Raw genomic sequence first — 21,600 nt, forward strand, 5'->3', positions numbered from 1 at the left:
GGCCGCCCGATTTCACTTGGGCGGCCTTATGTGCTATTGAAACAGGACATGCATCAGCTCATCAAATGTCCTTGCATGTGTCAAGGAGTGAAGGCGGTCAGGACTGTCTAATAAATCGACAGCTTGTTCAAAAAATTGATTCATGCAGGCAGCGTCATCTTTCTGAATGGCTAACAAGAAAATCAGAGATACTTGATCGCCCTGCCAATCAATTGGCTGTTTCAATCGTGCAATTGCCACGCAGGAGGTGCCTTCATTTGTGATGAGCGGGTGAGGCATCGCAATCCCCTTGCCAAGATAAGTTGATGACATTTGCTCCCGCTCCAGCACGGAGGAACGAAAAGAAGATGAAACAAGCTGATGCGCCTCCAGCCGGCTGCAAAGCGTATCTAATACCTCTTCTTTGCTTGAAAGGTTCACATCCAACAAGGTCAATCGTTCTTGGAAAAAAGCCATCAGCTCCTGCGAAGGGGAACCGTGTCCGTTTAACAGGTGAATGACCTCACTCACACGCTGGACATCATGGTGTTCAAAAAAAGCATTCACTTGAATGATTGGTTTCCCTTTTGGTGCGAGAGGTACGGTTGTAATAATCACATCACATGGCAAAGTGGTGCTAAAAGCGTAATCCTGATAAGAATAAAGCTCAACAATCTCAAGCTCATGTTGAAAGGCCGCCTTCAATTTAATTTCAAGCAGCCGTGCCGTTCCTAGTCCAGACCCGCATACAATAATGGCCCTCTTTTTTTGTGAGGTGTCAAGATGACTTCTTTCAAATGAAGCAGCAATATGTAAGGCAACATATGCCGCCTCATCTTCATTTGGCGTCCGCACCAGCTGTAAGGCATTGAGTCCGCTGACAGCCAAATCAAACGGATAAGGATAAGAAGTTTTGATCTCATGCAAAAGCGGATTTTGTAAAGACACGCCGTATTGAATTCGATTTAATAATGGCTTCATATGCAGCATCAAATCTTGACGCAGGATATCGTCATCTACAAAACGATGACCGCTTGTTTTTTCAATGTGCTGGAGAAATTGTGTCACCGCCTGACGCACTTCTTCTGTCGTTTGGTGCTCATCGATTTCTTTCCACGTTTGATTCGCTAAGAGATGCATCACCAAGTAATCTGTTTCATCCTCTGATAAGGTGACATGAAACGTGTCGCTTATTTGATGAGTGATCTTTTGAGCGATTCTTGTTAACACTGGCGGTCTTTGTGTATGAGTGATACTGGCGGGTATCCGCTGTTTGTTTTGCGTTTGTTGAATGGCAATCGCTAAGTGAATCACTAAATTCTTTAGGGCAATATCTTTAATGAGCAGTGATTCTTGATATAGATTTGTCAACACAATGGATCGAATGGTTTCAAGTGAAATGTCAGGGAAATGAAGCTGTTCCCGCTCAGTTATATGAGATAGGGCGGGTTCTTCTTCAAGCAGTAAGTCTGCGTAGCACGTCCTTTTTTGCAATTCGTCTCCGTCTACTTTTAAGCCAAATCCAGGCTTTGAGACAAGGGTCATACCGTAACGGGCTAACAGCTCCCGTCCTTTTTTTAAATCACTGCTGACCGTCATACGGCTGATGAACAATTCTTCTGCTAATTGATCAATTTTTAAGTAGTCTGATTGAAGCAATAATTTTCTCATCATAAATCGTATGCGCTCTTCTGGCATGACGGGTACGAGAGAGCAGGCAGGAAGCTTTTGCTGATGAAGCCAAAGCAGGAAAGCGTCTTGGTCACTTGTTAAGAGTGTATACCCTTTCCCGCGGATGGTCTTGATCATGGCTCCAGCTTGTGTTAACAGCTCGTTTGCTTCTTTGATTAAATTGCGGATGGAGCGGTCAGATAAGCGAAAAGAGGCAGTGAGCTCCTCCAGTTTCACGAACCCTTTCGTTTCAAATAGCCGCTGAATGAGCTGGTAGGTTCGAGTATCTGCCGTCATCATCATTGCGCCGCTCCTTGTTCCTTTAAGGCATCAGCTCCAAGGGCAATGGCTCCCATTAAACCAGATAATCCGTCAAAGGAAGGCTTTGTGACGATTTCATTTAATGGCTTTGGTAATTGTAAGTAACCATGAAGACGTTTGTCTGTTTCTTCAAGGATGAGCGGCAGCAAGGCCGGCTGTTTCATGACACCTCCACCAAATATAATGCGTTCTGGTGAAAGGGTGAGTAATAAATTTGCGGTCATTTGCCCGAGATAATAAGCTTGAAGTGACCAGGCTGGATGCTCCTCTGGCAGCATTTGTGCCAATGTATGATAGCGGCCTTCTATGGCAGGTCCAGATGCTAGTCCCTCTAAACAATCATGGTGGATCGAGCAGCAGCCCCCATAGGTGTCATGAGGGTGGCGCTGAACGGTGATATGTCCCATTTCTGGATGAAGCAGTCCGTGAATGAGGCGGTTTTCAATATAAGCACCGCCGCCGATTCCCGTCCCAACCGTGATGTAGATCAAGGAATTTGGTCTGTCTGTGTCAGTTGAAAAACGAGCTTCACCGAGCGCCGCACAGTTCACATCCGTATCAAGCTTCATAGGGAGACCGAGTGCTTGTTTTAAGGTTGAGAGTAATGGAAATTGGCGCCAAGCTGTTTTGGGTGTTTCGAGAATCGTTCCATAGCTGGGGCTGTGTTCTTTTACATCGACAGGTCCGAATGCGCCTATGCCAATCGCATCGACTGGATGCTCTGTAAAGTATTCGATCACTTGCCGGCATGTTTCTTCTGGGTTCCCTGTTGCAAAGGAAGTCATATGTTCAATCGTTCCGTCTGTTGTTCCGTAGCCGCAGACAAATTTTGTACCGCCTGCTTCGATGCCTCCAATTCGCATGATCAATGCCCTCCATTAAAGAGAGGCGGAATCCAAATGGATCCCGCCCCTACATGTTCATTTTTTCTTTACAATGTAGGTTTGTACCTGACAAGGTGTGAGCGGTTCAATGTGTAATGATCCATGTTGTGCTTTCAGTATATGTCCTTCAGGTGTTTCGCCTAAATTCGCTGTTTCTCCATGTTGTAGAGATGAACTATTGATTGAAGCGGCTGTTTGACGTGTTAAATATGGATTGAAGAGACGAATGACAATGCCTGTTCCATGCTCTTCCTTTTTCAAAGCGCTTAGAACGACCCCGTCTGTCTCAATGTCAAGCAGGCTATAAGTAGATTGTAAGTCTTCTTTTTCATCTCGGAAAGAGAAAATTAAACGACCGTTTAAAAAGTCTGCCCGCTCGTAGCACTGAACCGGGGTGGTGTAACGTTTAGCAAGCTGAGCCAAGTGTCCTTCACTCACCGCTTCTTGGCTATAGTGCATGCCAAAGGAGAATGATAGCGAACGTTGAAGCTGGGCGTCAGGTGTTTCCACGATTTTTTCTCCAGAAGCCCGGCCAGGACGGTAAAGAAGGTTTTCTTTCCCCATTTTTCCGAAACAGCGGAAGAGTGTGTAAGCAATGGTTGTGTAGCCTGCGCCTGTGATTTGGTATTCTCTGACGCAGTCCGTCAAAAGAGAGACACCATATGCTTCATCGCGAAGTGCAACAAAGGATTGCATGGGTTCAATGGTAATCGGTTTTTCTTCCCAATGTTCATTGTTCCACCATTCAAGCTCTTGCGTCAGCTCCGTTGGACGTTCGATGGTGCCAAACTGTTGATCGCTGAGTGATACGTTTGATGCAATACCTGTATCAAAGAGTACCCGTAGACGGTGGTCTAGTGCATGGTTGTCCACATTCACATGAAAACGGATGACCGCTTCATCTTTATTTAAAGCTACCTTCGCTGTGATCGGGAGGGAAGTCGTCCCCTTTTGCTCCGAGCGTTCCTCTAAATCATATGGGACAGTCAATTGAAGCTTGATGGTGAGCTCTTCCTGTAAACTGCTTTTAGATACGGTGATGTCGGCTGATGAGATATCTTTAGACGATACATAAAGATCCTCACGCGGTGGTGAATAGTTATAAGAATCCCCATCATCTCCGTTGTCTTCAAAGATCATTTGCTCAGAGAATGTTCGTCCAGTCTGTTTATCCGTAATTTCTAATGACCCATTGTCATTTGCTGCAATGCGGTAAAACGTATTTTCAATGACACGACCTTCTGTTTTTTCCAAAATGGATTCACTAGATTCATCGAACACCATGCTGACTTGTGTATAACCAACGGAAGGCAAGTCGACTGCTTCAATGAGTAAAATAGCTTTCCATACTTGCTTTGGCATGTACACCTCTTTGCTTGGGTTAAGTGAAATCTGTTGTGCCAAGACATAATCTGTCACATCGGTTTTGCTTTTGACTGTGTAGTGAAGAGTTCGTCCATCAGCGTCTTTTAGTGTAAATGGACGTTCTGTGATAAAGGTTTCGACTTCAATGACTTCAGAGCGCTTTGAAGGCAGTGTATTAAATAAAGTGAACGTGATTTCTTGCTCAGTTTGCAGCCGGATGGCGATGAGACGCATGTGTAAGTCCACAAGATTCTCGGCGATTTCCTTTGCCTGTTTATAGCGGAAGAAGACATCTTGATTCGTCGTATCACTATTACAGCCGCCAATGCTATCATGCGCTGCATTTTCAAACATGAGGTACCAAATATCACGCACCGTGTCATGCGGATAGTCATGTCCGAGTGAATAGCTGATTGTAAGGATCGGCTCCATCACATTGACAAGATAGTTTTCAATTTGATTGTTTAAGATTTTCAAATCTGCTCTTGTTGAAAAAATGGACTTATGAATTCGCATATGCTTGGCATGAATGAGCTCTCCTTCTAATGTCTCAAAAGAAGTTCGCTCTTTTTTCACTGCTGCAATGTAGTCTTCTAAACTGCTGATTTGATAGTGGTGCTCGTCTATTTCATTGGCTTTTTCTAATAAGTCAGGCAGGTTTTTACGAATAGGCGCCTGGTCAAAGCCATTTGGAAAATAGACATTCTTTGTCGTGGCTTTTGCTTGCAGCGCCCCGATTTTTTCAGAAAGAAAGGCTTGCAGGTCTTCATCCTTTTCAGGAATATTTCCTCCGTAGTAGTAGCCAAATGGCAGATTCACTGCAAAAACTTCACTGCCATCAGCCCCGCGCCAATTAAATTCTGTGTGATTCGTCATATGATCAGAAACGCCGCGCCAAAAGGCTGTGTCGACAATACCAAAGCCTTGATAAATTTGAGGCATTTGTGCAGATTGACCGAAGGAATCAGGGACATAACCGACCTTCATGACATGTCCAAACTGCTGACAGCGCTCAATCCCATATTGCAGGTTCCGTACAATCGATTCCCCAGAAATAACGAGCTGATCCGTTTGTGTATACCACGGACCGATGATAAGACGTTTTGCTGTGACGAGCTGTTTGATTCGATTTTCATCCTCTGGGCGCCATTTCAAGTAATCATCTAGCAAGGATGCTTGTGCATCGAGCATGAAGTAATGGAATCGTTCATCTGTTTCGAGGGTGTCCAATATGTCCATTACGCTTTTCATTAAGTAGATACGGGAGCGGGAGGTGGTAAAATACCATTCCCGGTCCCAGTGAGTATGTGGAATCACATGTACATTGACAGTCATTGTGTAACGACACCTTTCTTTGTTCAAATTATCCTTCTAGCACAAGGTCAAAATCATCTTCTTCTTTCTGCTTCTGATCATGTTCTGGCTTTTGGGGTTCTTTTTTCTCAGAGAAGTTCACAAGTAGGTTGGCGCCAATTCCAATAACAAGTGCGCCAGTTAGCGCGCCGATTAAATATGCCCACCAGTTTCCTACTGAGAAGAATCCGTAGAGTCCGCCAATTGGCGGCATGATGTCATGGACACCTAATAAGGCAGCAACCCCGCTTCCAGCAGCACAAGCGACGACATTCAGCGGAATCAATTTCAAAGGATTGACGAGTGTAAAGGGAATGGCTCCTTCTGTAATCCCGATAATCCCCATCACAAGACCGCCTCGTCCGGCTTCTCTAAAGGTAGGAGAGAAGTTGCGTTTTCGAATCAATGTCGCAAGCCCGTATCCAAGCGGCGGAATGACAATCGCGATATTGACGAGAATGGCAGGAAGATAGACACCTGATAGGAAGAGCGCGTTACCAGCCATCCAAGCTGATTTATTCACTGGGCCGCCAAGATCGAAGCCAATCATGGCACCTAGAATGAGAGCAAGTGCGAGTGTACTTGTTCCATCTGCGACCATGCCTTTGATCCATTCAATTAATGCGGTGTTCAAAGCCCCTAATGGACCGCCTAGCAGAACGGACATGAGAAGTCCGGTTAAGCCAACAGTAATGAGCGGTAAGATGAGAAGAGGGACGAGTCCGGCTGCGGAGCCTTGAATTTGAATTTTTCTTTTCACAAAGAGAGCGACATATCCGGCAAAGAAACCTGCAATGACGGCGCCGATAAAACCAGCATTTGTTGAGCTGGCAAGAGCTCCGCCGATAAAGCCGGCCGCAAGACCAGATTTATCCGCAATCGAATAGGCAATAAAGCCAGCGAGCAGTACGTTCATTAAGCCAATGCCTGTCCAGCCAACCTGTTCCATCAAATAGGCACCATGTAAAATGCCGCCTGCATCTTTATAGGCGTTTAAATCTGACACACCAAAACCTAACCCGACTAGTTTGGCTAAACCAACGATAAGTGAAGCTCCGATGATCACCGGAAGAATATAAGAAATACCGGTCATGAGGTGGCCTTCAATGACTTTTAATTTTGCTTTCATTCTGCTTTGCTCCTTTCTATATGGCATTGCTCCTGTTTATTGGGATTCAGATTTTTTCTTTTCAACCAGCGCAACGGCTTTTGTGATGATTTGCTCGGCATTTTTTAAGGCGCGTCCGATTTCGACACGTACAGTAGGAATACCTGAGAAGCGTTCAGCGTCGTTAATGTGCTGATTGGAGGCAATGATGCAAAGGTCTGCCTGCTTGGCTTCCTCTGCTGTAATGCCATTCACCTGTCCCATAATTCCTTGTTGTTCGATTTTAATCTCGTGTCCAAGCTGTTTACCCGCATTCTCTAATGCTTTTGCTGCCATTGGTGTATGAGCTAACCCTGCTGGGCATGAAGTGACACCGACAATTTTCATTGTGTAATCCCCTCTTTCAATTGTTGTTCAATGACTTCGTAATAATAGTCTGCTGTTTGACCAGGTTGAATCTTTTCGATGAAAGCAGGCTCCATTAAACTTGTGGCAATGCCAGACAGTAATTTGAGGTGTGTGACATTGGCCTCTTCTAGTGGAACGAGCAGTGTAAATAAATAGCTTGTTGGCAAATCGTCGAAGCTTCCCCATTCTATGGGTTGTTCAAGTTCTAAAAAGAGAAGTGAAGCCGTTTGAACAGCAGAGCTTTTTGTATGAGGAATCGCAAAACCTTGCTGAAGTCCTGTTGAGACTTCGTCTTCGCGTTTCAACAAATCTGTTAATAACCCTGACTGATCTTTTGTAATGTGAAGGTCTTCAGCTTTCTCGGAAATGTATTGTAAAATCTCATTCTTTGATCGACCGTTTACTTGTGTAAAAACATGATCTTTTTGGAACAAGCTGATCCCTTCTCTCTTGTTTGTTAAGCGCTTACAATTTGATTGTAATGTACTTTTCGACATGGTTAAATAGCATCATTTTCCGTTTGAAATGGCAAAAAGTTTATGAAGCGATCAGACTAGACATCTGAATATCTCAAATCCTAGCTTAAAACGAGTTTAATTATGTCAAAAACAGATTCTACTAAAAGGGATTCTGTGATATTCTTCCAAGGTATTGTAAAAGATAAGGGGGTCTTTTCATGTTTAAAAAGCAGGTCAAATCCTGTGTGGTTGTACTCATGGCTATCATTCTATGTATGGCTGCATTACCTGGGTACGAGGCATCAGCAGTTAGTAAGGGCACAAGTGTCAATGAAGCCATTGGGTTAAAAAATGGTGAAGTCATCTCAGGTACATTACAGAATGAAAAAGAAGAGTCATGGTACCAAATCACGCCATCTGCACAAGATGTGGCAAAACATACACATATGCAAATTGCTGTCAAAAGCAAACAAGTGTTATCTGTATCGGTCTACCCAAGTAAGGATAGAGCGATAAAGGATGACACTTATTCGAGATATCGTGTGGACACAGCAAGTGGAGAGACAGAAATCAACTTCCCGCATGCATGGTCAGGTCCTTACTATGTCAAAGTGCTGTATTTAGGTTCAGAGGAAGACAGCCGTGATGAGGAAGAGGATGCAGCATATACAATCGGGTATAAAGGCGCGAATCTTCCGCCATCTGAACCGATTTTCCCTGAAGAAGAAGAGCCAGGGATCATCATTATTGAGAAAAAGCATGGACGTCAAATTCTTCAATCCATTCGTACGATCGAAGACAAACGATTCAATGAAACAGCCGATGGTCAGAAGCTTACACGTCTGCTACAAAAAACAAAGCCGTTTCTTAAATCTAAACTCATCAACAATCAAAAAAAGCAGCAAACGGTGTACAATCATTTGCTTACATTAAAATCATTGCTGAATGACGTAGAGAAAAATGGTGCATTCAGCGGTCATATCGTCACAGAGAAAGAGCAACAGGCGATCCGTTCCCTTTTTGATATGCTCAAAGAGGCAAGTCCAGCCTATCTAAAAAAGGAATTAGAAACAGTGGGACAAAAAGTAGGAATCGATCAGCTTGAAGGAAAATCGATCGGTTATGTATTAGAGAAACAAAAGCTTGTTCCAGAAGAAAAGGTCAACACAAACAAAATCATCTTTAAATTAAAGGATGGACAAACGCTTCAATCCGCAAAAAAGAAGATGAAAGGCTACGGAATTCAAGAAAACCGTGTGACATCTCAGTCAGTAAATCCTTTATTCAAAGGAATGTATGTTTACGATGTACCGGCAGGGAAAGAATCAGCTGGCAAAACGCTTAAAGCAGGCAAAGCTGTGATCAAAAGCACGGCGAGAAAGCTTTCTAGTATGCCGAATGTTGAATTTGCAGAGCCTGTACAAACGTATCGTGCGCTCAGTAATGACGCGCAGTATGGTTACCAGTGGCCGCTGAAAAACAGTGCGCAGAACAGTGGGAAAAAAGGCGCTGATGTGAAGTTTGAACAAATGAATACATTGATTGGCACAAGCAAAATGAAGCAAACGTTAATTGCTGTTGTGGATACAGGTGTCGACAGCCGTTTGTCCGATTTAAGCGGAACGGTTCGCACAGACTTAGGTGCCAATCTGATCGGCCGAAATAAAGATGCAATTGATGACAATGGCCACGGCACCCATGTGGCAGGTATCATTGCAGCAAAAGCCGATAATCATTACTCCATGGCAGGGCTGAATCAACATACAGGAATCATCCCAGTCAAAGTGCTGGATGCGTATGGAAATGGAGATACAGAGCATATTGCTCTAGGCATTAAACATGCAGTGGACAAAGGTGCAAAGGTCATCAACATGAGCCTTGGTGGCTACTACAGCAAGGTCATTGAATATGCGATGAACTATGCTGCACAAAAAAATGTATTAGTGGTAGTGGCGAGCGGAAACGATGGCATTCCAGAAATGGGTTATCCTGCGACTTCCAAGTACGCCATGGCAGTTGGTGCAAGCAATCGCATGGATATTGCCGCTGAATTCTCAAGCTATGGGAAAGGATTAAGCATGTCTGCACCAGGGTCTGATATTCCAAGCTTAATGCCTGATGGGAATGTTTCATACCTAAGCGGGACATCAATGGCTACACCGTATGTTGCAGCAGCAGCAGGATTACTGTTTTCTAAAAATCCAACCCTGAAACCAAATCAAGTGAGAAATATTTTACAAAATACAGCGGATGATATTTCATTTAAAGCTGTTGATGGAACAGATGACGTTTTCTATGATGAAAATGACGAGCCTGTTGTCGATCCGAAAATTCCGGGTATCGATTGGATGACAGGACATGGCAGACTCAATGCTTTTGCCGCGTTAAGTGCTGTTGAATTAAACGCATCAGTTAACAAAGTAGAAGATCAGCATCAAAAGGTGACAGGAAAGGCGAAAGCCGGCGCTGCCATTTCTGTGTATAGAGGCAAAACCCTGCTTGGAAAAGGCACGGCAAGCAAAAAGGGAACCTTTAGTGTGAAGATCAAGCATCAAAACAAAAATAAAGTGCTTCACATCAAGATGTCAAAAGGAAAGGCTGCGACTTCGCTTAAAACGGTCGTGAAAAAGGGCAAAGCGCCAGCTAAGCCGAAGGTGAATCGAGTAACAGTGAAAAGTAAAACGGTCAAAGGAACTGCGGGTGCAGGCTTGACGATCAAGGTGAAGAACAAGTCAAAGAAAGTCATTCAAACGGTCAAGACCAATAGCAAAGGCGCATTTACGGCTAAAATCACGCCGCAAAAAGCCAAAACCGTCTTGTATGTGACGGCTTCAGATGTGAGAAAAAGAGAAAGTAAAGCAGTGAAAGTTGTTGTGAAAAAATAGTCTTGCAGCTTCCCTTTTGAATAAAAAGGGAAGTTTTTGTTTTTTACTGGAAAAATGACAATAACTGTCGATAGTAATATAGTAGGAAAAAAAAGGAGGATTTATCGTTGAAAAAAATCATGTTTGCTTTCTTTCTATCATTGCTTCTCGTTTTCCCAAGCTTTGCACATGCAGAGGAAACAGGAGCAGTACCAGCATCCGTACAAGTAACAGGCGTCACAGCAGCAGACGGTGGTATGGTCAATTACGGTTCTGGCAGTAAATATCGTGTAGGTTCATATTATCCAGCTACTTTTAAAGGAACATTAAAGGACACAAGTGGTCAACTCATGGCGAATCAGCCAATTCAGCTTTATTTTGAAGCAGCAATCAAATCATATGCTCAAACAGCGACAGGTACAACAGACGAGAATGGACAATTTTCACTAACGATTCAAGTTCCTGCAGGTGCAGGCTACCGTACATACAATAATGCAGGCTGGTCTACACATTACTACGATATCGTTCCAGTGACTTTTACTTCAAACGACATCACGCTATCTTCAAATGTGACAAGTGTGTACCATTTGGCATATACATCACGTTACTAATCTGCTAGAAGAGGCGACTTGGCGCAAGCCCTGTCGTTTTCATAGAAAAAAAGGATGTCAGCTAGTGACATCCTTTTCTTTTTGTTAGTAAACCTGCTGGGCGGCAACCGAAAGAGTCGATAAACAAACACTCATGAGCCGTTTCTCCCAGATTCGATCGAGCATTGAGCTTTACATCTTGAGCTTTGATGGATAAGAACTTTGAATACTTGAGCTTTCAGCTTTGAACGTTCAGCTTTGAGCTTTTATCATGGATCATCCTAAGATGATCATCAAATGAGGAGGGAATGACCTTTCCCTCGGAGGTGTTTAGTCCTATCGATTTTCGGCTCACTAACAAAATCGACTAGTCGATCTGTATTTTTGTCAAGGTATTGCTTTCTGACAAGGAGAAATCCACTTCCATTTGGAAATCTTCAATCTCTTTCGAAAGCTGTTCAATCTTCACTCGGAGACGAAGAGGGTCAATGATCGCCGCCTCATTTTCAGCTAGGAATGACTTGACGATCTCTTGGTTGGCAGCGGCTTGTGTTTTCCCGTCTTTCCCAAATAGTGTTTCTAAATGCTGATCCAGTCTCTTTTTCACATCTTCATTGATTTGTTCTGACCGGTCAACGAGCTCTGTGTAGACCTTTTTTAATTTTCGTAAATAACGAATATCGTAATCTATGGATGTCTTGCGTTCAATGGCTTCTGCTACGGTCATGCTAACACCCGCCACCTCAATCGTTGTCGTAGCATTCGACACAACGATGGCTGATTTAATGGCATTTCGGCGTTTGATTAATGCTTGAATCGATTGGTCATCTGCTTTTGCCTTTTTTTCTACTTCTTCTTGATTTTGAAATCCGTTCTGTATATGTTTCCCGATGATCAAACCACCGAGTACGGCTTCATCAATCGTTCGGTTGATTCTTTTATCTAACATTTTCAGTTCACTTAATGCTCTTGTAATGGTCATTTCCATATTAAAAACAGCTCCCTTGATTCATCCTGAAAATCATAGATTCCTATCATATACCAAAATGTCTTTGTTTTGCTAGTGATATCCTTTTTTGGAACAAACAAAAACCCTGGTGCTATACACCAGGGTTTTCTCGTTTTTTCTGAATCCATGTTGTCACGTAATAGGCAGCGTAGCAAAGTGCGATAAAAGGGATACCGCATATAAGAGCAATACGCTGATTTGGATCAAAAGCAATGCCGATCACAGATGCAAGGCATAGAAGGAAGGCAGCAATCGGAACCACCGGATAGAGCGGGGTTCGGAAAGATAAATCATGAAGCTGTCCGCCATCCTGTAAGAATTTTTTGCGAAACATGAACTGTGAAGCTGCAATTCCCATCCATACAACAACAACGGCGAGTCCAGAGATTGAAACAAGAACCAGATACACCGTTTCAGGTGCGATGACACTCGATAGCAAAGAGAGAATGCCCCCAATCATACTCAAAATGAGTGCATTCAAAGGAATTCCCTTTGACGTCAATTTTGCCAGCTTTTTAGGTAATGTTCGTTCTTCAGAAAGGGACCATAGCATGCGAGATGAGGCGTATAGCCCTGAGTTTGCAGCAGATAAAATCGCTGTCAGAATGACAAAATTCATGAAATCTGCCGCATAAGGGATACCGATGCGGTCAAATACCACAACGAAAGGACTTTTGATCACCCCGGCTTCTTCTACTGGAATTAAGCCGGCTAAGACCACGATCGTTCCGACGAAAAACAGGACAAGACGTAGCACAGTCGTGCGAATCGCCCGGGGAATGGTCTCATCTGGATTGACGCTTTCACCCGCAGCAATCCCAATCAGCTCAGTACCCGAAAAAGCAAAATTAACAGCCAGCATGGTCATTAAAATCGGTAAAAAGCCGTTTGGGAAGAGACCCCCATCTCCAGTGAAGTTAGAGAAGAACGGAGCGGCCTCACCGCCTTTTAGTGGAATCAATCCAAACATCGCGGCTCCGCCAAGGATAATAAAGAGAATAATAGCCATGACTTTAATGCTAGAAAACCAAAATTCCGATTCTGCAAAAAACTTGACTGTAAAAGCATTGAGTAAAAAGATGAGAAGCGCAAAAACACCGCTCCACATCCAAACCGATGTGTCCGGGAACCAGCGCTGCATTAAAAGACCTGCCGCTGTAAATTCTGAACCAAGTGCCACGGTCCATGTCAGCCAATAAAGCCAAGCCACTGTATAGCCAGTGCCGGGCCCAATGTATTTTGTTGCATATGTGTGAAAAGCGCCTGTAACCGGCATTGCGACAGACAGTTCACCTAAACAGAGCATCACGAGGTACACAATTAATGCCCCAACCAGATAAGCCAAAATCGTTCCCGCAGGTCCGGCCTGATTGATCGTATATCCTGAACTTAAAAAGAGTCCTGTGCCAATCACGCCACCTAAAGAAAGCATGAACAGGTGACGGCTTGTCATTTTTCGTTGATATTGTTGTGACTGATCTTTTGCTTGTTCCATGTCTTCCCGCCCTTTTGCTTAGAAGTATGTGTGTTGAGTCATGATGCTACGATGTTGCCTGTTTTAAGATATCGGTAATATCTTCTGGTGTCGTCCGGCAGCAGCCACCGATGATTTGTGCGCCGTCTTTATACCATTGCTGCGCACATTCACCAAATGTATGGTGAGACGTATCTCCGCTCCAAACCTTTTCTTCAGGATCATATAATTCCCCTGAGTTCGGATACACGACAATCGGTTTGCTCGTCCCTTTTTTCATCTCCTGAATAAGAGAAGACATATATTGCGGCGGTGTACAGTTTACGCCAACAGCAGCGATCTGCTCATATGGCTCGAGCGCTTGTACACAGTCTCTCAGCAGATCCCCTTCACTAATGTGCTTGCCATCCTTTGCGCTAAACGTGATCCACGCATACACACCGCTGAATTCATCCTCCAGCAGTTTAGCGATGGCGATTGCTTCAATGAGACAAGGGATGGTTTCACAAGCGAGAATACCTGCACCAGCCTCTACTAAAGCTTGAATTCTTGGTCTGTGAAAATCAATGAGTGCCTGTTCTGTGAGTCCGTAATTTCCCTTATATTCTGAACCATCAGACAAATAAGCGCCGAAAGGCCCCACAGATCCAGCGACAAATGGTTTTGTCCGCTCTTTACGTTGTGTCTCATCCTGCCAAAACTGCTCACATGCTTCTTTTGCTAAAATGACAGATCGTTTCATTAATTCGATGGCTTCTTCTTTTGTATAGCCTTTTTCAGCAAAGCCATCAATTGTCGTTTGGTAGCTGGCTGTTGTTGCACAGTCAGCACCTGCTTGGAAGTAGTCCAAGTGTACTTGCTGAATCAATTCTGGCTGTTCAATGAGGATTTTGGCTGACCATAAACTGTCGTTTAAATCACAGCCCTTTCGTTCAAGCTCCGTTGCAAGTGCACCATCTAAAATCAAAGGTGTGTGAGCCTGTAAACGGCTTTGAATAGGATTCATATAAATCAAACAGCCTCCTTTGTCGATCGGAAATAATGGATATGATATGAGGCAGTAGTTTAAATGACTAAAGTGTTTTTGTCAAGGAGAGGAATAAGCATCATATGACGGAAAAACCCTGAAAACATGCGGGTTTGAGTGCATAAACATGCAGTCGAAATAATAGAAAACCAAGTCATTGACAGCCTCTAAAAAGAGATATATATTATGGAAAGGTTCATTTCAGAAAGCTTCATCAAAAGGCGCCGTCTTTTGATTTTTATTTTGTCCAACGACTGTCTTCTTTCGTGCAGAAAGAGGGTTTTTTATATGCTTAAAAAAGGAGGAAAGAAGAAATTGAAAAAATGTGTAAAAGATATTGCAATGATTCTAGTTGGTTCTTTTTTATTTGCTGCAGCTGTGAACATGTTTGTCATTCCACTTGAGTTTGGTGAAGGCGGCGTAACGGGGCTGTCCATCATTTTCTACTATATGTTTGAGATTGCGCCGTGGCTGACAAACCTTGTGTTGAATGCGATTTTATTACTTGTGGGGTATAAATACTTGGACAAGAAGACCACGATCTACACAGTGGTAGCTGTCGCAAGTAACTCTCTATTTTTACATTTGACCACTACATGGGTGGTGAATGTCCATGAATTGATCATTGGTTCTATTTTCGCTGGGATCATCATTGGGATTGGCATTGGTCTTGTTTTAAGAGCGGGCGGTACAACAGCGGGATCTGCTATCCTCGGGCGAATTGCGAATAAGTATCTAGACTGGAACGTGAGCTACGCCATCTTGTTCTTTGATCTGATCGTTGTTTTTGCTTCTTACTTTATTATTGGTGCGGAAAAATTAATGTTTACCATTGTGATGTTGTATGTGGCGACTAAGGTGATGGACTTCGTCATAGAAGGGCTTAACACGAAAAAAGCAGTGACGATCATTTCTTCATGCAAAGATGATATTGCAGAAGAAATCAATCACACCTTGGATCGAGGCGTGACCATTTTAAACGGTCGCGGTCATTATTCAAAGGAATCGAAGGAAATTCTCTATGCGGTCATTCAAAAACAGGAGCTGATGCGTTTAAAGAAAATCATTAAGAAAATTGATCGAGACGCATTCGTTGTTGTCCATGACGTGCGTGATGTGTTTGGAGAAGGATTTGTGAATATATAAAAGTGAAAGGCCCTGTGGGGGTCTTTTTTTTATGCTTTTACAAAATAAATACCTCTTGTCACATCATACTATGTATTGTATAGTATGAATAGTTAGGAGTTGTAAACATGAATGCACAACTAAAAAAAGGATTACTGGAATTCTGTGTACTGGCGGTATTAAAGAAAGGCGATTCCTATGGTTATCAAATGATTAAAGATATGTCCCATTGTATTGAGATTTCAGAATCGACATTATATCCGATATTAAAGCGGTTAGAGCAAAACAATTATGTGGAGACCTATTCACAGGAACATAACAGTCGATTAAGAAAATACTACCGGATGACAAAGAACGGACGGGAGCATATCGCGCAATTTTTAGCGGAATGGGATCAAGTGATGGCGATTTACGACTTTATTTCTGGAGGACAGAGCAATGAATAAAAAAGAATTTTTAGCCAGCTTGGAGAAGCACCTGCATCGTCTAGGCGAAAAAGAAAGTGATCGGTTCATCGAGTATTACGATGAAATGATCGAGGATTATCAGGAAGATGGCTACAGTGAACAGGAGGCAGTTCATCAAGTCGGTCAGCCTGCCATCATCGCTGAAGGGATTATGAAGGAACAAGGAATCAAAACCGTTCAGGTGCCGACGTTTGGAGAAAAAGCCACAAGGCTCTCCATCCTCATTTTAGGCTTTCCGTTATGGGGCAGTATTCTAGCAACAGTCTTCCTGCTGTTTCTTTCTGTGTATATGGTGATTTGGTGCATTCCACTCGTGACAGGTACAATGACGCTAGTTGGTCTGCTCGGCGGTTTTTGGAGCATCATTGGTTCACCGTTTATTTTTCAAGACGGTTTGCATGTGGTGGTGACGCAGATCGGAGTTGGTATTCTTCTATTAGGTGTCGGATTATTAAGCGGCATAGCCACGGCGTATTTGACTAAGCTATTTGTGCAAGGGACTGTTCAAACCACTAAGGCATTCATGGGAATGTTTAAAAAGAAGGTCGTGAGAGTATGAACGTGAATGATTTAAAAAAGCAATGCATCAAATGGGGGATCATCTTCACCGTTGCCGGAGGAATTGTCATGGCAATTGGTTTTGGACTTTCAGGCTTTGACCTAGATGCATATCAAAACAATGACCAGAACAATATCTTCCGCACGATCAATTGGAGCAAGCCATAAATGAAAGACCCGCTTATGCGGGTCTCAGCGTGTAGACAAACCCTCGCATTCGGTGTCAGTCCTGCGCTTCGGTGCTCACGAATGTCAAATTCGCTCCGCGCCGATGCTCGTCCTTCCTAGGGCTGCAAAGGTTTTCTATCACGCTGAAAAGAAGACAAAGGGCTAAAATAAAGTTCATTTTAGCCCTTTGTCACAATCTGCGACCCGCTTATGCGGGTCTTTTTTTGCTCTGGCAACAAAGAAAAAATAACAGCAAAGTGCGCCAAGGTCACAGAGCATAATAATCAGCCCCATGGGAAAGGCAGTCTGGCTTCCAGCTAAGCCGACAAGGGGTGTCATGCATGCGCCAAGAAGCATTTGTGCCACACCGATGAGGGCAGCGGCACTTCCAGCATGCGCACCGTGATGTTGCATCGCAAGAGAAGGAGCAGACGTGCCGACAATCCCAACGCTTGAGACCACAAAAAAGAGCGGGATGAGGATGCCATAAAGCCCTGCATCAATAGAGATCATCACACACAAGGTGACGCCCCCTAAAGCAGCTGTCAGCAGCCCGATGCGAAGGACTTTCTCCTCACCAATTTTCGCAGCAACGCGGGCAAATACTTGTCCGGCTGTGATGATGCCAAGACTATTCACCGCAAAGGCAGCACTGAAGCCTTGCGGAGAAAGGTTGAAAATCTCCTGCAATACAAACGGTGATCCAGAGATATACGCAAACATGGCGGCGAAGACAAGTCCTTGTGAGAGAGCATATCCGACAAAGAGTCGATCGCTCGCTAGAATTTTCATCGCACCTAGGATTTGTTTGAAGCCCCCAGTCTGTCTGCGTTCCACAGGTAAGCTTTCTTTCAATGAAAACATCGATCTTAGGAGCATGAGCGTCCCGAGGATTCCTAGAAGAACAAACACTCCCTGCCACGTCGTGAACCGTAACATTTGTCCGCCCACGATCGGTGCCGCTGCTGGAGCCACTCCGTTGACTAACATGAGCAAAGCAAAGAATTTCGTCATTTCTGAGCCTTCATAATGATCTCGCACGATGGCTCGTGCAATGACAATGCCTGCTGAACCAGCAAGTCCTTGAATCAGCCTTAAAAGAATGAATGTCCAAATTGATGTGACCACTGTACATAAAAGAGAGGCCGCAATAAAAATGATCAATCCAATCATGAGCGGCTTTCTTCTGCCGACTGTATCACTGATTGGACCTGCAATGAGCTGTCCAAGCGCAAGTCCAATCAAACAAGCCATGAGACTTAACTGAGACAGCGCCGTGCTTGCTTCAAAGTCACGGGCGATATTAGGTAAAGCAGGTAAATACATATCCATTGCCAGCGGTGCAAGGGCTGTTAAAGAGCCAAGAAGCGCGGCAAGGAGGAATCGATTTTTTTTCGATTCTTGGGGATAAGATAAAGAATTCATATGATGCCACTCCTCGTATATGTCCTCAAATCAGCATAATGAATCAAGCTTTCCATTTCAATCAAAATTTTCAAAGAAGTTTTCGTGCAAAATCATTGATCTTTCGAAGGAGACTCTTTACATTGAATGAGTAGAGAAAAGAATCAGATCATCGGCATGCAGTGATTGCATGATACGTATATCCATTCATAGACAAACAGGAGGTGCTGGCATGGAGCAGCAAGAGTTGATCATTCGTCAAGCAGTGAGTGAAGATCATGAGGCGATCACACATGTGCTGATCAAATCATACGCACAGTATGAGCCTCAATTTACAGAGGAAGGCTGGCAAAATTATTCTGCAGCGCTGCGAGCGGCTGTAGATAACCCAAACATGGAGTTGATGCTTGTGGCCGAGCTTGAGGGCAAGGTCGTGGGGACCCTTCAAATGTTCCGATCATCAGAACAGGCATATGACAAGCCGGAGATGGGCATTACTTCAGCGATTGTCCGGTTTTTAGGGGTAGATCCTGATGTGAGAGGAAAAGGTATTGCAGAGTCATTGTTGCGTAAAAGTATAGAACTGACGCAATCGTGGGGCGAGAACGTCCTGTATCTTCATACGTCGGATAAAATGCAGGCCGCCATTCGTTTATATGAAAGAATGGGCTTTGAACGGGCACTTGATAAAGAATTTGTGAATCAAAATGGGACGCATGTGAAGAGCTATCAGTATGTGATCAAAAAAGAACAGCCGGCTGGCTCATAATATACACCGAATAAGAAGAGGAAGAGTATGTCCTGCATGGACGGGACTCTTCCTTTTTCTCATGACACCCATACGTTCAGTGCCATATATGAAAAGCACCAAGAGATTAACCCGAACATGACAAAGAATTTCAACACATGTTCATAAGGGGTTAGCTTTCGATCTCTTTTCGTTTTCACAAGCCGCCAGTAAAGGGCATAGCCACAAAAAACCAAGATGATTTGTCCGAGTTCTGCTACGGTTTCGATGATTGTGATTCCGTTCATTTGTTTTCACCTCACCATATGTCTTCCATAGGCAGCAGTAGTGAACCTTTATTTCTTCAAAAGAAAGCAGTGTATACTAGAATAAGAAGTAGATGCAGAAGGGGTTGTGACCGATTGTTTCCGCTATATGCAAATTCTTGGGATGACGTAATCGAGAGAAAAATCAAATACGATGATCAGGTTGTGGAACATACGTGTCAGCTGTTAGACGCACAGGAGCAGCAAGTCGTGTTGTTTCATAAAATTCAAGAACCATTTACAATGGTTGCTGGTGATGGCACTGTCACGATTCCAAAAGGGAGTTATACGACCGCCTATTATTGGACGGACCGGCCTTACAATGTCTATTTTTGGCGAGATGATCAAGGCAATGAACTTGGCTCTTATGTGAATATCGTCAGACATACATGGTTTGAAGAACAGGCGGTTGTTTTTGAAGATTTATTGATTGATCTACTCGTTCTTCCGAATGGTGATTTCTTTGTTTTGGATGAAGATGAACTGCCGGAGAGTTTAGCTTCCTTTGAACACGGCTCTGTTCAACGAGCACTACATGATGTCATCCATTCGTTAGCGCACATCCTCGATCAAGTGAGGCTGGATGCGAAAGGGAAATATCATCACACCTTGTTTCAGAAGATGTTGAAATAGAAAAAACGATTCCTTGCTGAAAGGAATCGTTTTTTTATCAAACCTTGATCCGGTTTAGTCGTTTTTGTAAATCAGTTTTTGTTTTAGATGCTTTTAGTTGTTTGACCGCACTTTGAGCGGTTGCTTTTGTTTTCTTTGTTCGTTTGGCTTCCGCTTTTTTTACTTTTTGTTTGGCATCTGTCACTTTCTTTTGATAGGCGACTTGTTTTTTGACTTTGTCGAGCCGGTTTTGTAGGCTTGTTTTTTCTTTGCCTTTGGATAGCTTTTTAATGGCCGTTTGGGCACTTTTAATCGAGCCTTGGGTTTTACTTTTTTCAGCTGATTTGACCTTCGCTCGTGCGTCACGAATATCAATGGCTGTTTGGACTTTTTTGACTCGGTCAGTGAGTGCGGTTTTTTGCTTGCTGGCAGTGAGTCTGCCAATTTTCGTTTTGGCTTGATCAACATCTGTCTGTTTTTTAGATGTTTCGGCTGTCTTGACTGCGCTTGTCGCAGCCTTTAAAAAGGTTGACTGCGGCACATATTGCACGCGGCCATAGCCGAATTGTGAATCTTTTCCTTTTGCGCCGAGATCGACTGTATAGCTGCGCAATAAAGTGCGGAGCTGAACATTTGTTTTCTTAGGATGTAGCTGTTTTAAGAGCGCCAGCATCCCTGTGACATGCGGTGCCGCTTGTGATGTACCCGTGGCATACCAATATTCATTTTTCAAATAGGTACTGATGACGTTCTCGCCGGGAGCGGAAAATTCAATTCCTTTCCCCGTATTAGAGATGGAGGCGAGTTTGTCTTTGTCTGTCGTTGCGGAAACAGCAATGACGCTATTGTATGCGGCAGGATAACTAATCCCATTCTTCTTTCCATCATTTCCACTTGCAGCAACGACCAGCAGTCCTTTTTTGTATGCTTCATCAACTGCTGAACGTAAAATCGGAATGTTATCTTCAAAAGCTAGACTTAGGTTGATGATGTCCATCTTATTGCTAATCGCCCAATCAATGCCTCGGAGCAGACTGTATAAGTCGCCCTCTCCTTTTTTATCTAATACTTTTACAGCATACAGCTTCACACCAGAAGCGACGCCGACCGTACCGTAATCATTATTGAGCGCCCCAATTGTACCGGCGACATGTGTTCCATGTCCTTCATCATCTTTGTAAGAAGACGTGTAATCGACGAATGATTTACCGCCGGCTACCTTTAAATCTTCATGTGGGAAAATACCAGTATCGAGAACGGCTACTTTCACATTTTTCCCTGTCACGCCTTCTTTGATTGCTTGCTTTACATTGAGCTTCTGCAAGTTATAAGATTTTTGTACCAAAGCATCCTGACCAGTAGCAGCAGCCGTTTTTTTCACGGTAGAAGCAGCGAGTTTGACCCTGACGTTTTTTGAAACATAAGCGATGTTCGGGTCTTTTTTAAGTGAGGTGACAGCTTGCTCATCTGCTGTCACTGCTACAGCTGGAAGGTGTATGTATTGAGCGTTCACTTTTTCACTTTCTTGAATAGCCGTCTGTTTTCCTTTTTGATTTTTATAGACGATGATGACATCTGTTTCTTTTGGTGGTGCAGCTGCCTGCGAATGGAAGGGCAAAGCAGTTGTCAAAGCAAGAAGAAACGCGATGACCACGACGATTTTCTTTTTCAAGGCAATGGCTCCTTGCATATGAGGTGACCT

The 21,600-nt window shown here is 43.6% G+C and carries 20 protein-coding genes; 8 read left to right on the forward strand and 12 right to left on the reverse strand.

All coding sequences use genetic code 11. The features are described 5' to 3' along the window. Positions 1 to 33: 33 nt before the first annotated feature. From LCD34_RS11760 to LCD34_RS11785, 6 genes are read right to left on the reverse strand one after another with little or no spacing between them, the layout of a single operon-like run. Positions 34 to 1,953, reverse strand: a complete 1,920-nt coding sequence (locus LCD34_RS11760) for a BglG family transcription antiterminator (protein WP_224559111.1) — start codon at positions 1,951 to 1,953, stop codon at positions 34 to 36. After that, positions 1,950 to 2,834, reverse strand: a complete 885-nt coding sequence (locus LCD34_RS11765; protein WP_048003124.1) for an ROK family protein — start codon at positions 2,832 to 2,834, stop codon at positions 1,950 to 1,952. The genes LCD34_RS11760 and LCD34_RS11765 overlap by 4 nt, the downstream gene beginning before the upstream one ends. A 57-nt stretch (positions 2,835 to 2,891) precedes the next feature. Then, a complete protein-coding gene (gene mngB / locus LCD34_RS11770) occupies positions 2,892 to 5,555 on the reverse strand; it encodes a mannosylglycerate hydrolase (RefSeq protein WP_224559113.1) in 2,664 nt (887 codons plus the stop codon). Positions 5,556 to 5,583: 28 nt separating this feature from the next. Next, the gene (locus LCD34_RS11775; RefSeq protein WP_017358746.1) at positions 5,584 to 6,702 is read right to left on the reverse strand and encodes a PTS fructose transporter subunit IIC; all 1,119 of its coding nucleotides are present in this window, start codon (positions 6,700 to 6,702) and stop codon (positions 5,584 to 5,586) included. A gap of 36 nt (positions 6,703 to 6,738) precedes the next feature. Next, positions 6,739 to 7,068: a PTS fructose transporter subunit IIB gene (locus LCD34_RS11780; protein WP_007498438.1), complete on the reverse strand. Its 330-nt coding sequence runs from the start codon at positions 7,066 to 7,068 to the stop codon at positions 6,739 to 6,741. Next, entirely contained in the window at positions 7,065 to 7,523 is a 459-nt protein-coding gene (locus tag LCD34_RS11785; RefSeq protein WP_046526614.1) for a PTS sugar transporter subunit IIA, read from the reverse strand. The genes LCD34_RS11780 and LCD34_RS11785 overlap by 4 nt, the downstream gene beginning before the upstream one ends. Positions 7,524 to 7,765: 242 nt before the next feature. Here LCD34_RS11785 and LCD34_RS11790 point away from each other — a divergent pair, with 242 nt between their 5' ends. Beyond that, the gene (locus LCD34_RS11790; RefSeq protein ID WP_224559118.1) at positions 7,766 to 10,432 is read left to right on the forward strand and encodes a S8 family peptidase; all 2,667 of its coding nucleotides are present in this window, start codon (positions 7,766 to 7,768) and stop codon (positions 10,430 to 10,432) included. Positions 10,433 to 10,539: 107 nt separating this feature from the next. After that, positions 10,540 to 11,022: a hypothetical protein gene (locus LCD34_RS11795; RefSeq protein ID WP_007498435.1), complete on the forward strand. Its 483-nt coding sequence runs from the start codon at positions 10,540 to 10,542 to the stop codon at positions 11,020 to 11,022. A gap of 346 nt (positions 11,023 to 11,368) precedes the next feature. Here the strand turns inward: LCD34_RS11795 and LCD34_RS11800 are convergent, their stop codons facing one another. From LCD34_RS11800 to mmuM, 3 genes are all read right to left on the reverse strand, one after another. Beyond that, positions 11,369 to 11,989: a hypothetical protein gene (locus LCD34_RS11800; protein WP_041091191.1), complete on the reverse strand. Its 621-nt coding sequence runs from the start codon at positions 11,987 to 11,989 to the stop codon at positions 11,369 to 11,371. A gap of 112 nt (positions 11,990 to 12,101) precedes the next feature. Beyond that, entirely contained in the window at positions 12,102 to 13,505 is a 1,404-nt protein-coding gene (gene mmuP, locus LCD34_RS11805) for an S-methylmethionine permease (RefSeq protein WP_008342173.1), read from the reverse strand. Positions 13,506 to 13,551: 46 nt separating this feature from the next. Then, positions 13,552 to 14,490 carry a homocysteine S-methyltransferase gene (gene mmuM, locus LCD34_RS11810; protein ID WP_224559121.1) on the reverse strand — a complete coding sequence of 313 codons (939 nt, stop codon included), beginning with the start codon at positions 14,488 to 14,490 and terminating at the stop codon, positions 13,552 to 13,554. A gap of 336 nt (positions 14,491 to 14,826) precedes the next feature. Between mmuM and LCD34_RS11815 the strand changes: the two genes are divergently transcribed. The 4 genes from LCD34_RS11815 (at position 14,827) to LCD34_RS11830 (ending at position 16,829) form a co-directional block, all read left to right on the forward strand. Next, positions 14,827 to 15,657 (forward strand): YitT family protein, encoded by an 831-nt coding sequence (locus tag LCD34_RS11815; RefSeq protein ID WP_025206673.1) that lies wholly within the window; start codon positions 14,827 to 14,829, stop codon positions 15,655 to 15,657. 107 nt (positions 15,658 to 15,764) lie between these two features. After that, complete coding sequence (locus tag LCD34_RS11820; protein WP_025206674.1) at positions 15,765 to 16,082, forward strand: PadR family transcriptional regulator; 318 nt, start codon at positions 15,765 to 15,767, stop codon at positions 16,080 to 16,082. Next, a complete protein-coding gene (locus tag LCD34_RS11825) occupies positions 16,075 to 16,662 on the forward strand; it encodes a DUF1700 domain-containing protein (RefSeq protein ID WP_017366536.1) in 588 nt (195 codons plus the stop codon). The genes LCD34_RS11820 and LCD34_RS11825 overlap by 8 nt, the downstream gene beginning before the upstream one ends. Continuing rightward, positions 16,659 to 16,829, forward strand: a complete 171-nt coding sequence (locus LCD34_RS11830) for a hypothetical protein (protein ID WP_165378688.1) — start codon at positions 16,659 to 16,661, stop codon at positions 16,827 to 16,829. The genes LCD34_RS11825 and LCD34_RS11830 overlap by 4 nt, the downstream gene beginning before the upstream one ends. A 174-nt stretch (positions 16,830 to 17,003) precedes the next feature. Here LCD34_RS11830 and LCD34_RS11835 read toward each other — a convergent pair whose 3' ends face one another. Further along, a complete protein-coding gene (locus tag LCD34_RS11835; protein ID WP_224559123.1) occupies positions 17,004 to 18,254 on the reverse strand; it encodes a multidrug effflux MFS transporter in 1,251 nt (416 codons plus the stop codon). A 211-nt stretch (positions 18,255 to 18,465) separates the two neighbouring features. Between LCD34_RS11835 and LCD34_RS11840 the strand changes: the two genes are divergently transcribed. Beyond that, on the forward strand, positions 18,466 to 19,002 hold the full coding sequence (locus LCD34_RS11840) for a GNAT family N-acetyltransferase (RefSeq protein ID WP_008342165.1): 537 nt from the start codon (positions 18,466 to 18,468) through the stop codon (positions 19,000 to 19,002). Positions 19,003 to 19,061: 59 nt separating this feature from the next. Here LCD34_RS11840 and LCD34_RS11845 read toward each other — a convergent pair whose 3' ends face one another. Further along, a complete protein-coding gene (locus tag LCD34_RS11845; RefSeq protein ID WP_008342164.1) occupies positions 19,062 to 19,268 on the reverse strand; it encodes a hypothetical protein in 207 nt (68 codons plus the stop codon). 114 nt (positions 19,269 to 19,382) lie between these two features. On the opposite strand from LCD34_RS11845, the gene LCD34_RS11850 reads away from it, so the two are divergent. Beyond that, entirely contained in the window at positions 19,383 to 19,919 is a 537-nt protein-coding gene (locus tag LCD34_RS11850) for a DUF402 domain-containing protein (protein ID WP_008342163.1), read from the forward strand. Between the two features lie 37 nt (positions 19,920 to 19,956). On the opposite strand, the gene LCD34_RS11855 is transcribed toward LCD34_RS11850, so the two are convergent. Continuing rightward, positions 19,957 to 21,570, reverse strand: a complete 1,614-nt coding sequence (locus LCD34_RS11855; protein ID WP_224559125.1) for a S8 family peptidase — start codon at positions 21,568 to 21,570, stop codon at positions 19,957 to 19,959. Positions 21,571 to 21,600: the final 30 nt, after the last annotated feature.

Origin of the sequence: Bacillus sp. RAR_M1_44, from assembly GCF_020165935.1 — a bacterium.
Taxonomy (GTDB): Bacteria; Bacillota; Bacilli; order Bacillales; family Bacillaceae; genus Bacillus; species Bacillus altitudinis.

Excerpts from the sequence above, each read along its gene's own strand:
- mngB (WP_224559113.1), bottom strand. The coding sequence starts at position 5,555 with ATGACTGTCAATGTACATGTGATTCCACATACTCACTGGGACCGGGAA.
- LCD34_RS11825 (WP_017366536.1), top strand. The coding sequence starts at position 16,075 with ATGAATAAAAAAGAATTTTTAGCCAGCTTGGAGAAGCACCTGCATCGT.
- LCD34_RS11800 (WP_041091191.1), bottom strand. The coding sequence starts at position 11,989 with ATGGAAATGACCATTACAAGAGCATTAAGTGAACTGAAAATGTTAGAT.
- LCD34_RS11845 (WP_008342164.1), bottom strand. The coding sequence starts at position 19,268 with ATGAACGGAATCACAATCATCGAAACCGTAGCAGAACTCGGACAAATC.
- mmuM (WP_224559121.1), bottom strand. The coding sequence starts at position 14,490 with ATGAATCCTATTCAAAGCCGTTTACAGGCTCACACACCTTTGATTTTA.
- LCD34_RS11840 (WP_008342165.1), top strand. The coding sequence starts at position 18,466 with ATGGAGCAGCAAGAGTTGATCATTCGTCAAGCAGTGAGTGAAGATCAT.
- LCD34_RS11790 (WP_224559118.1), top strand. The coding sequence starts at position 7,766 with ATGTTTAAAAAGCAGGTCAAATCCTGTGTGGTTGTACTCATGGCTATC.
- LCD34_RS11820 (WP_025206674.1), top strand. The coding sequence starts at position 15,765 with ATGAATGCACAACTAAAAAAAGGATTACTGGAATTCTGTGTACTGGCG.
- LCD34_RS11830 (WP_165378688.1), top strand. The coding sequence starts at position 16,659 with ATGAACGTGAATGATTTAAAAAAGCAATGCATCAAATGGGGGATCATC.
- LCD34_RS11780 (WP_007498438.1), bottom strand. The coding sequence starts at position 7,068 with ATGAAAATTGTCGGTGTCACTTCATGCCCAGCAGGGTTAGCTCATACA.
- LCD34_RS11760 (WP_224559111.1), bottom strand. The coding sequence starts at position 1,953 with ATGATGATGACGGCAGATACTCGAACCTACCAGCTCATTCAGCGGCTA.
- mmuP (WP_008342173.1), bottom strand. The coding sequence starts at position 13,505 with ATGGAACAAGCAAAAGATCAGTCACAACAATATCAACGAAAAATGACA.
- LCD34_RS11835 (WP_224559123.1), bottom strand. The coding sequence starts at position 18,254 with ATGAATTCTTTATCTTATCCCCAAGAATCGAAAAAAAATCGATTCCTC.
- LCD34_RS11765 (WP_048003124.1), bottom strand. The coding sequence starts at position 2,834 with ATGCGAATTGGAGGCATCGAAGCAGGCGGTACAAAATTTGTCTGCGGC.
- LCD34_RS11775 (WP_017358746.1), bottom strand. The coding sequence starts at position 6,702 with ATGAAAGCAAAATTAAAAGTCATTGAAGGCCACCTCATGACCGGTATT.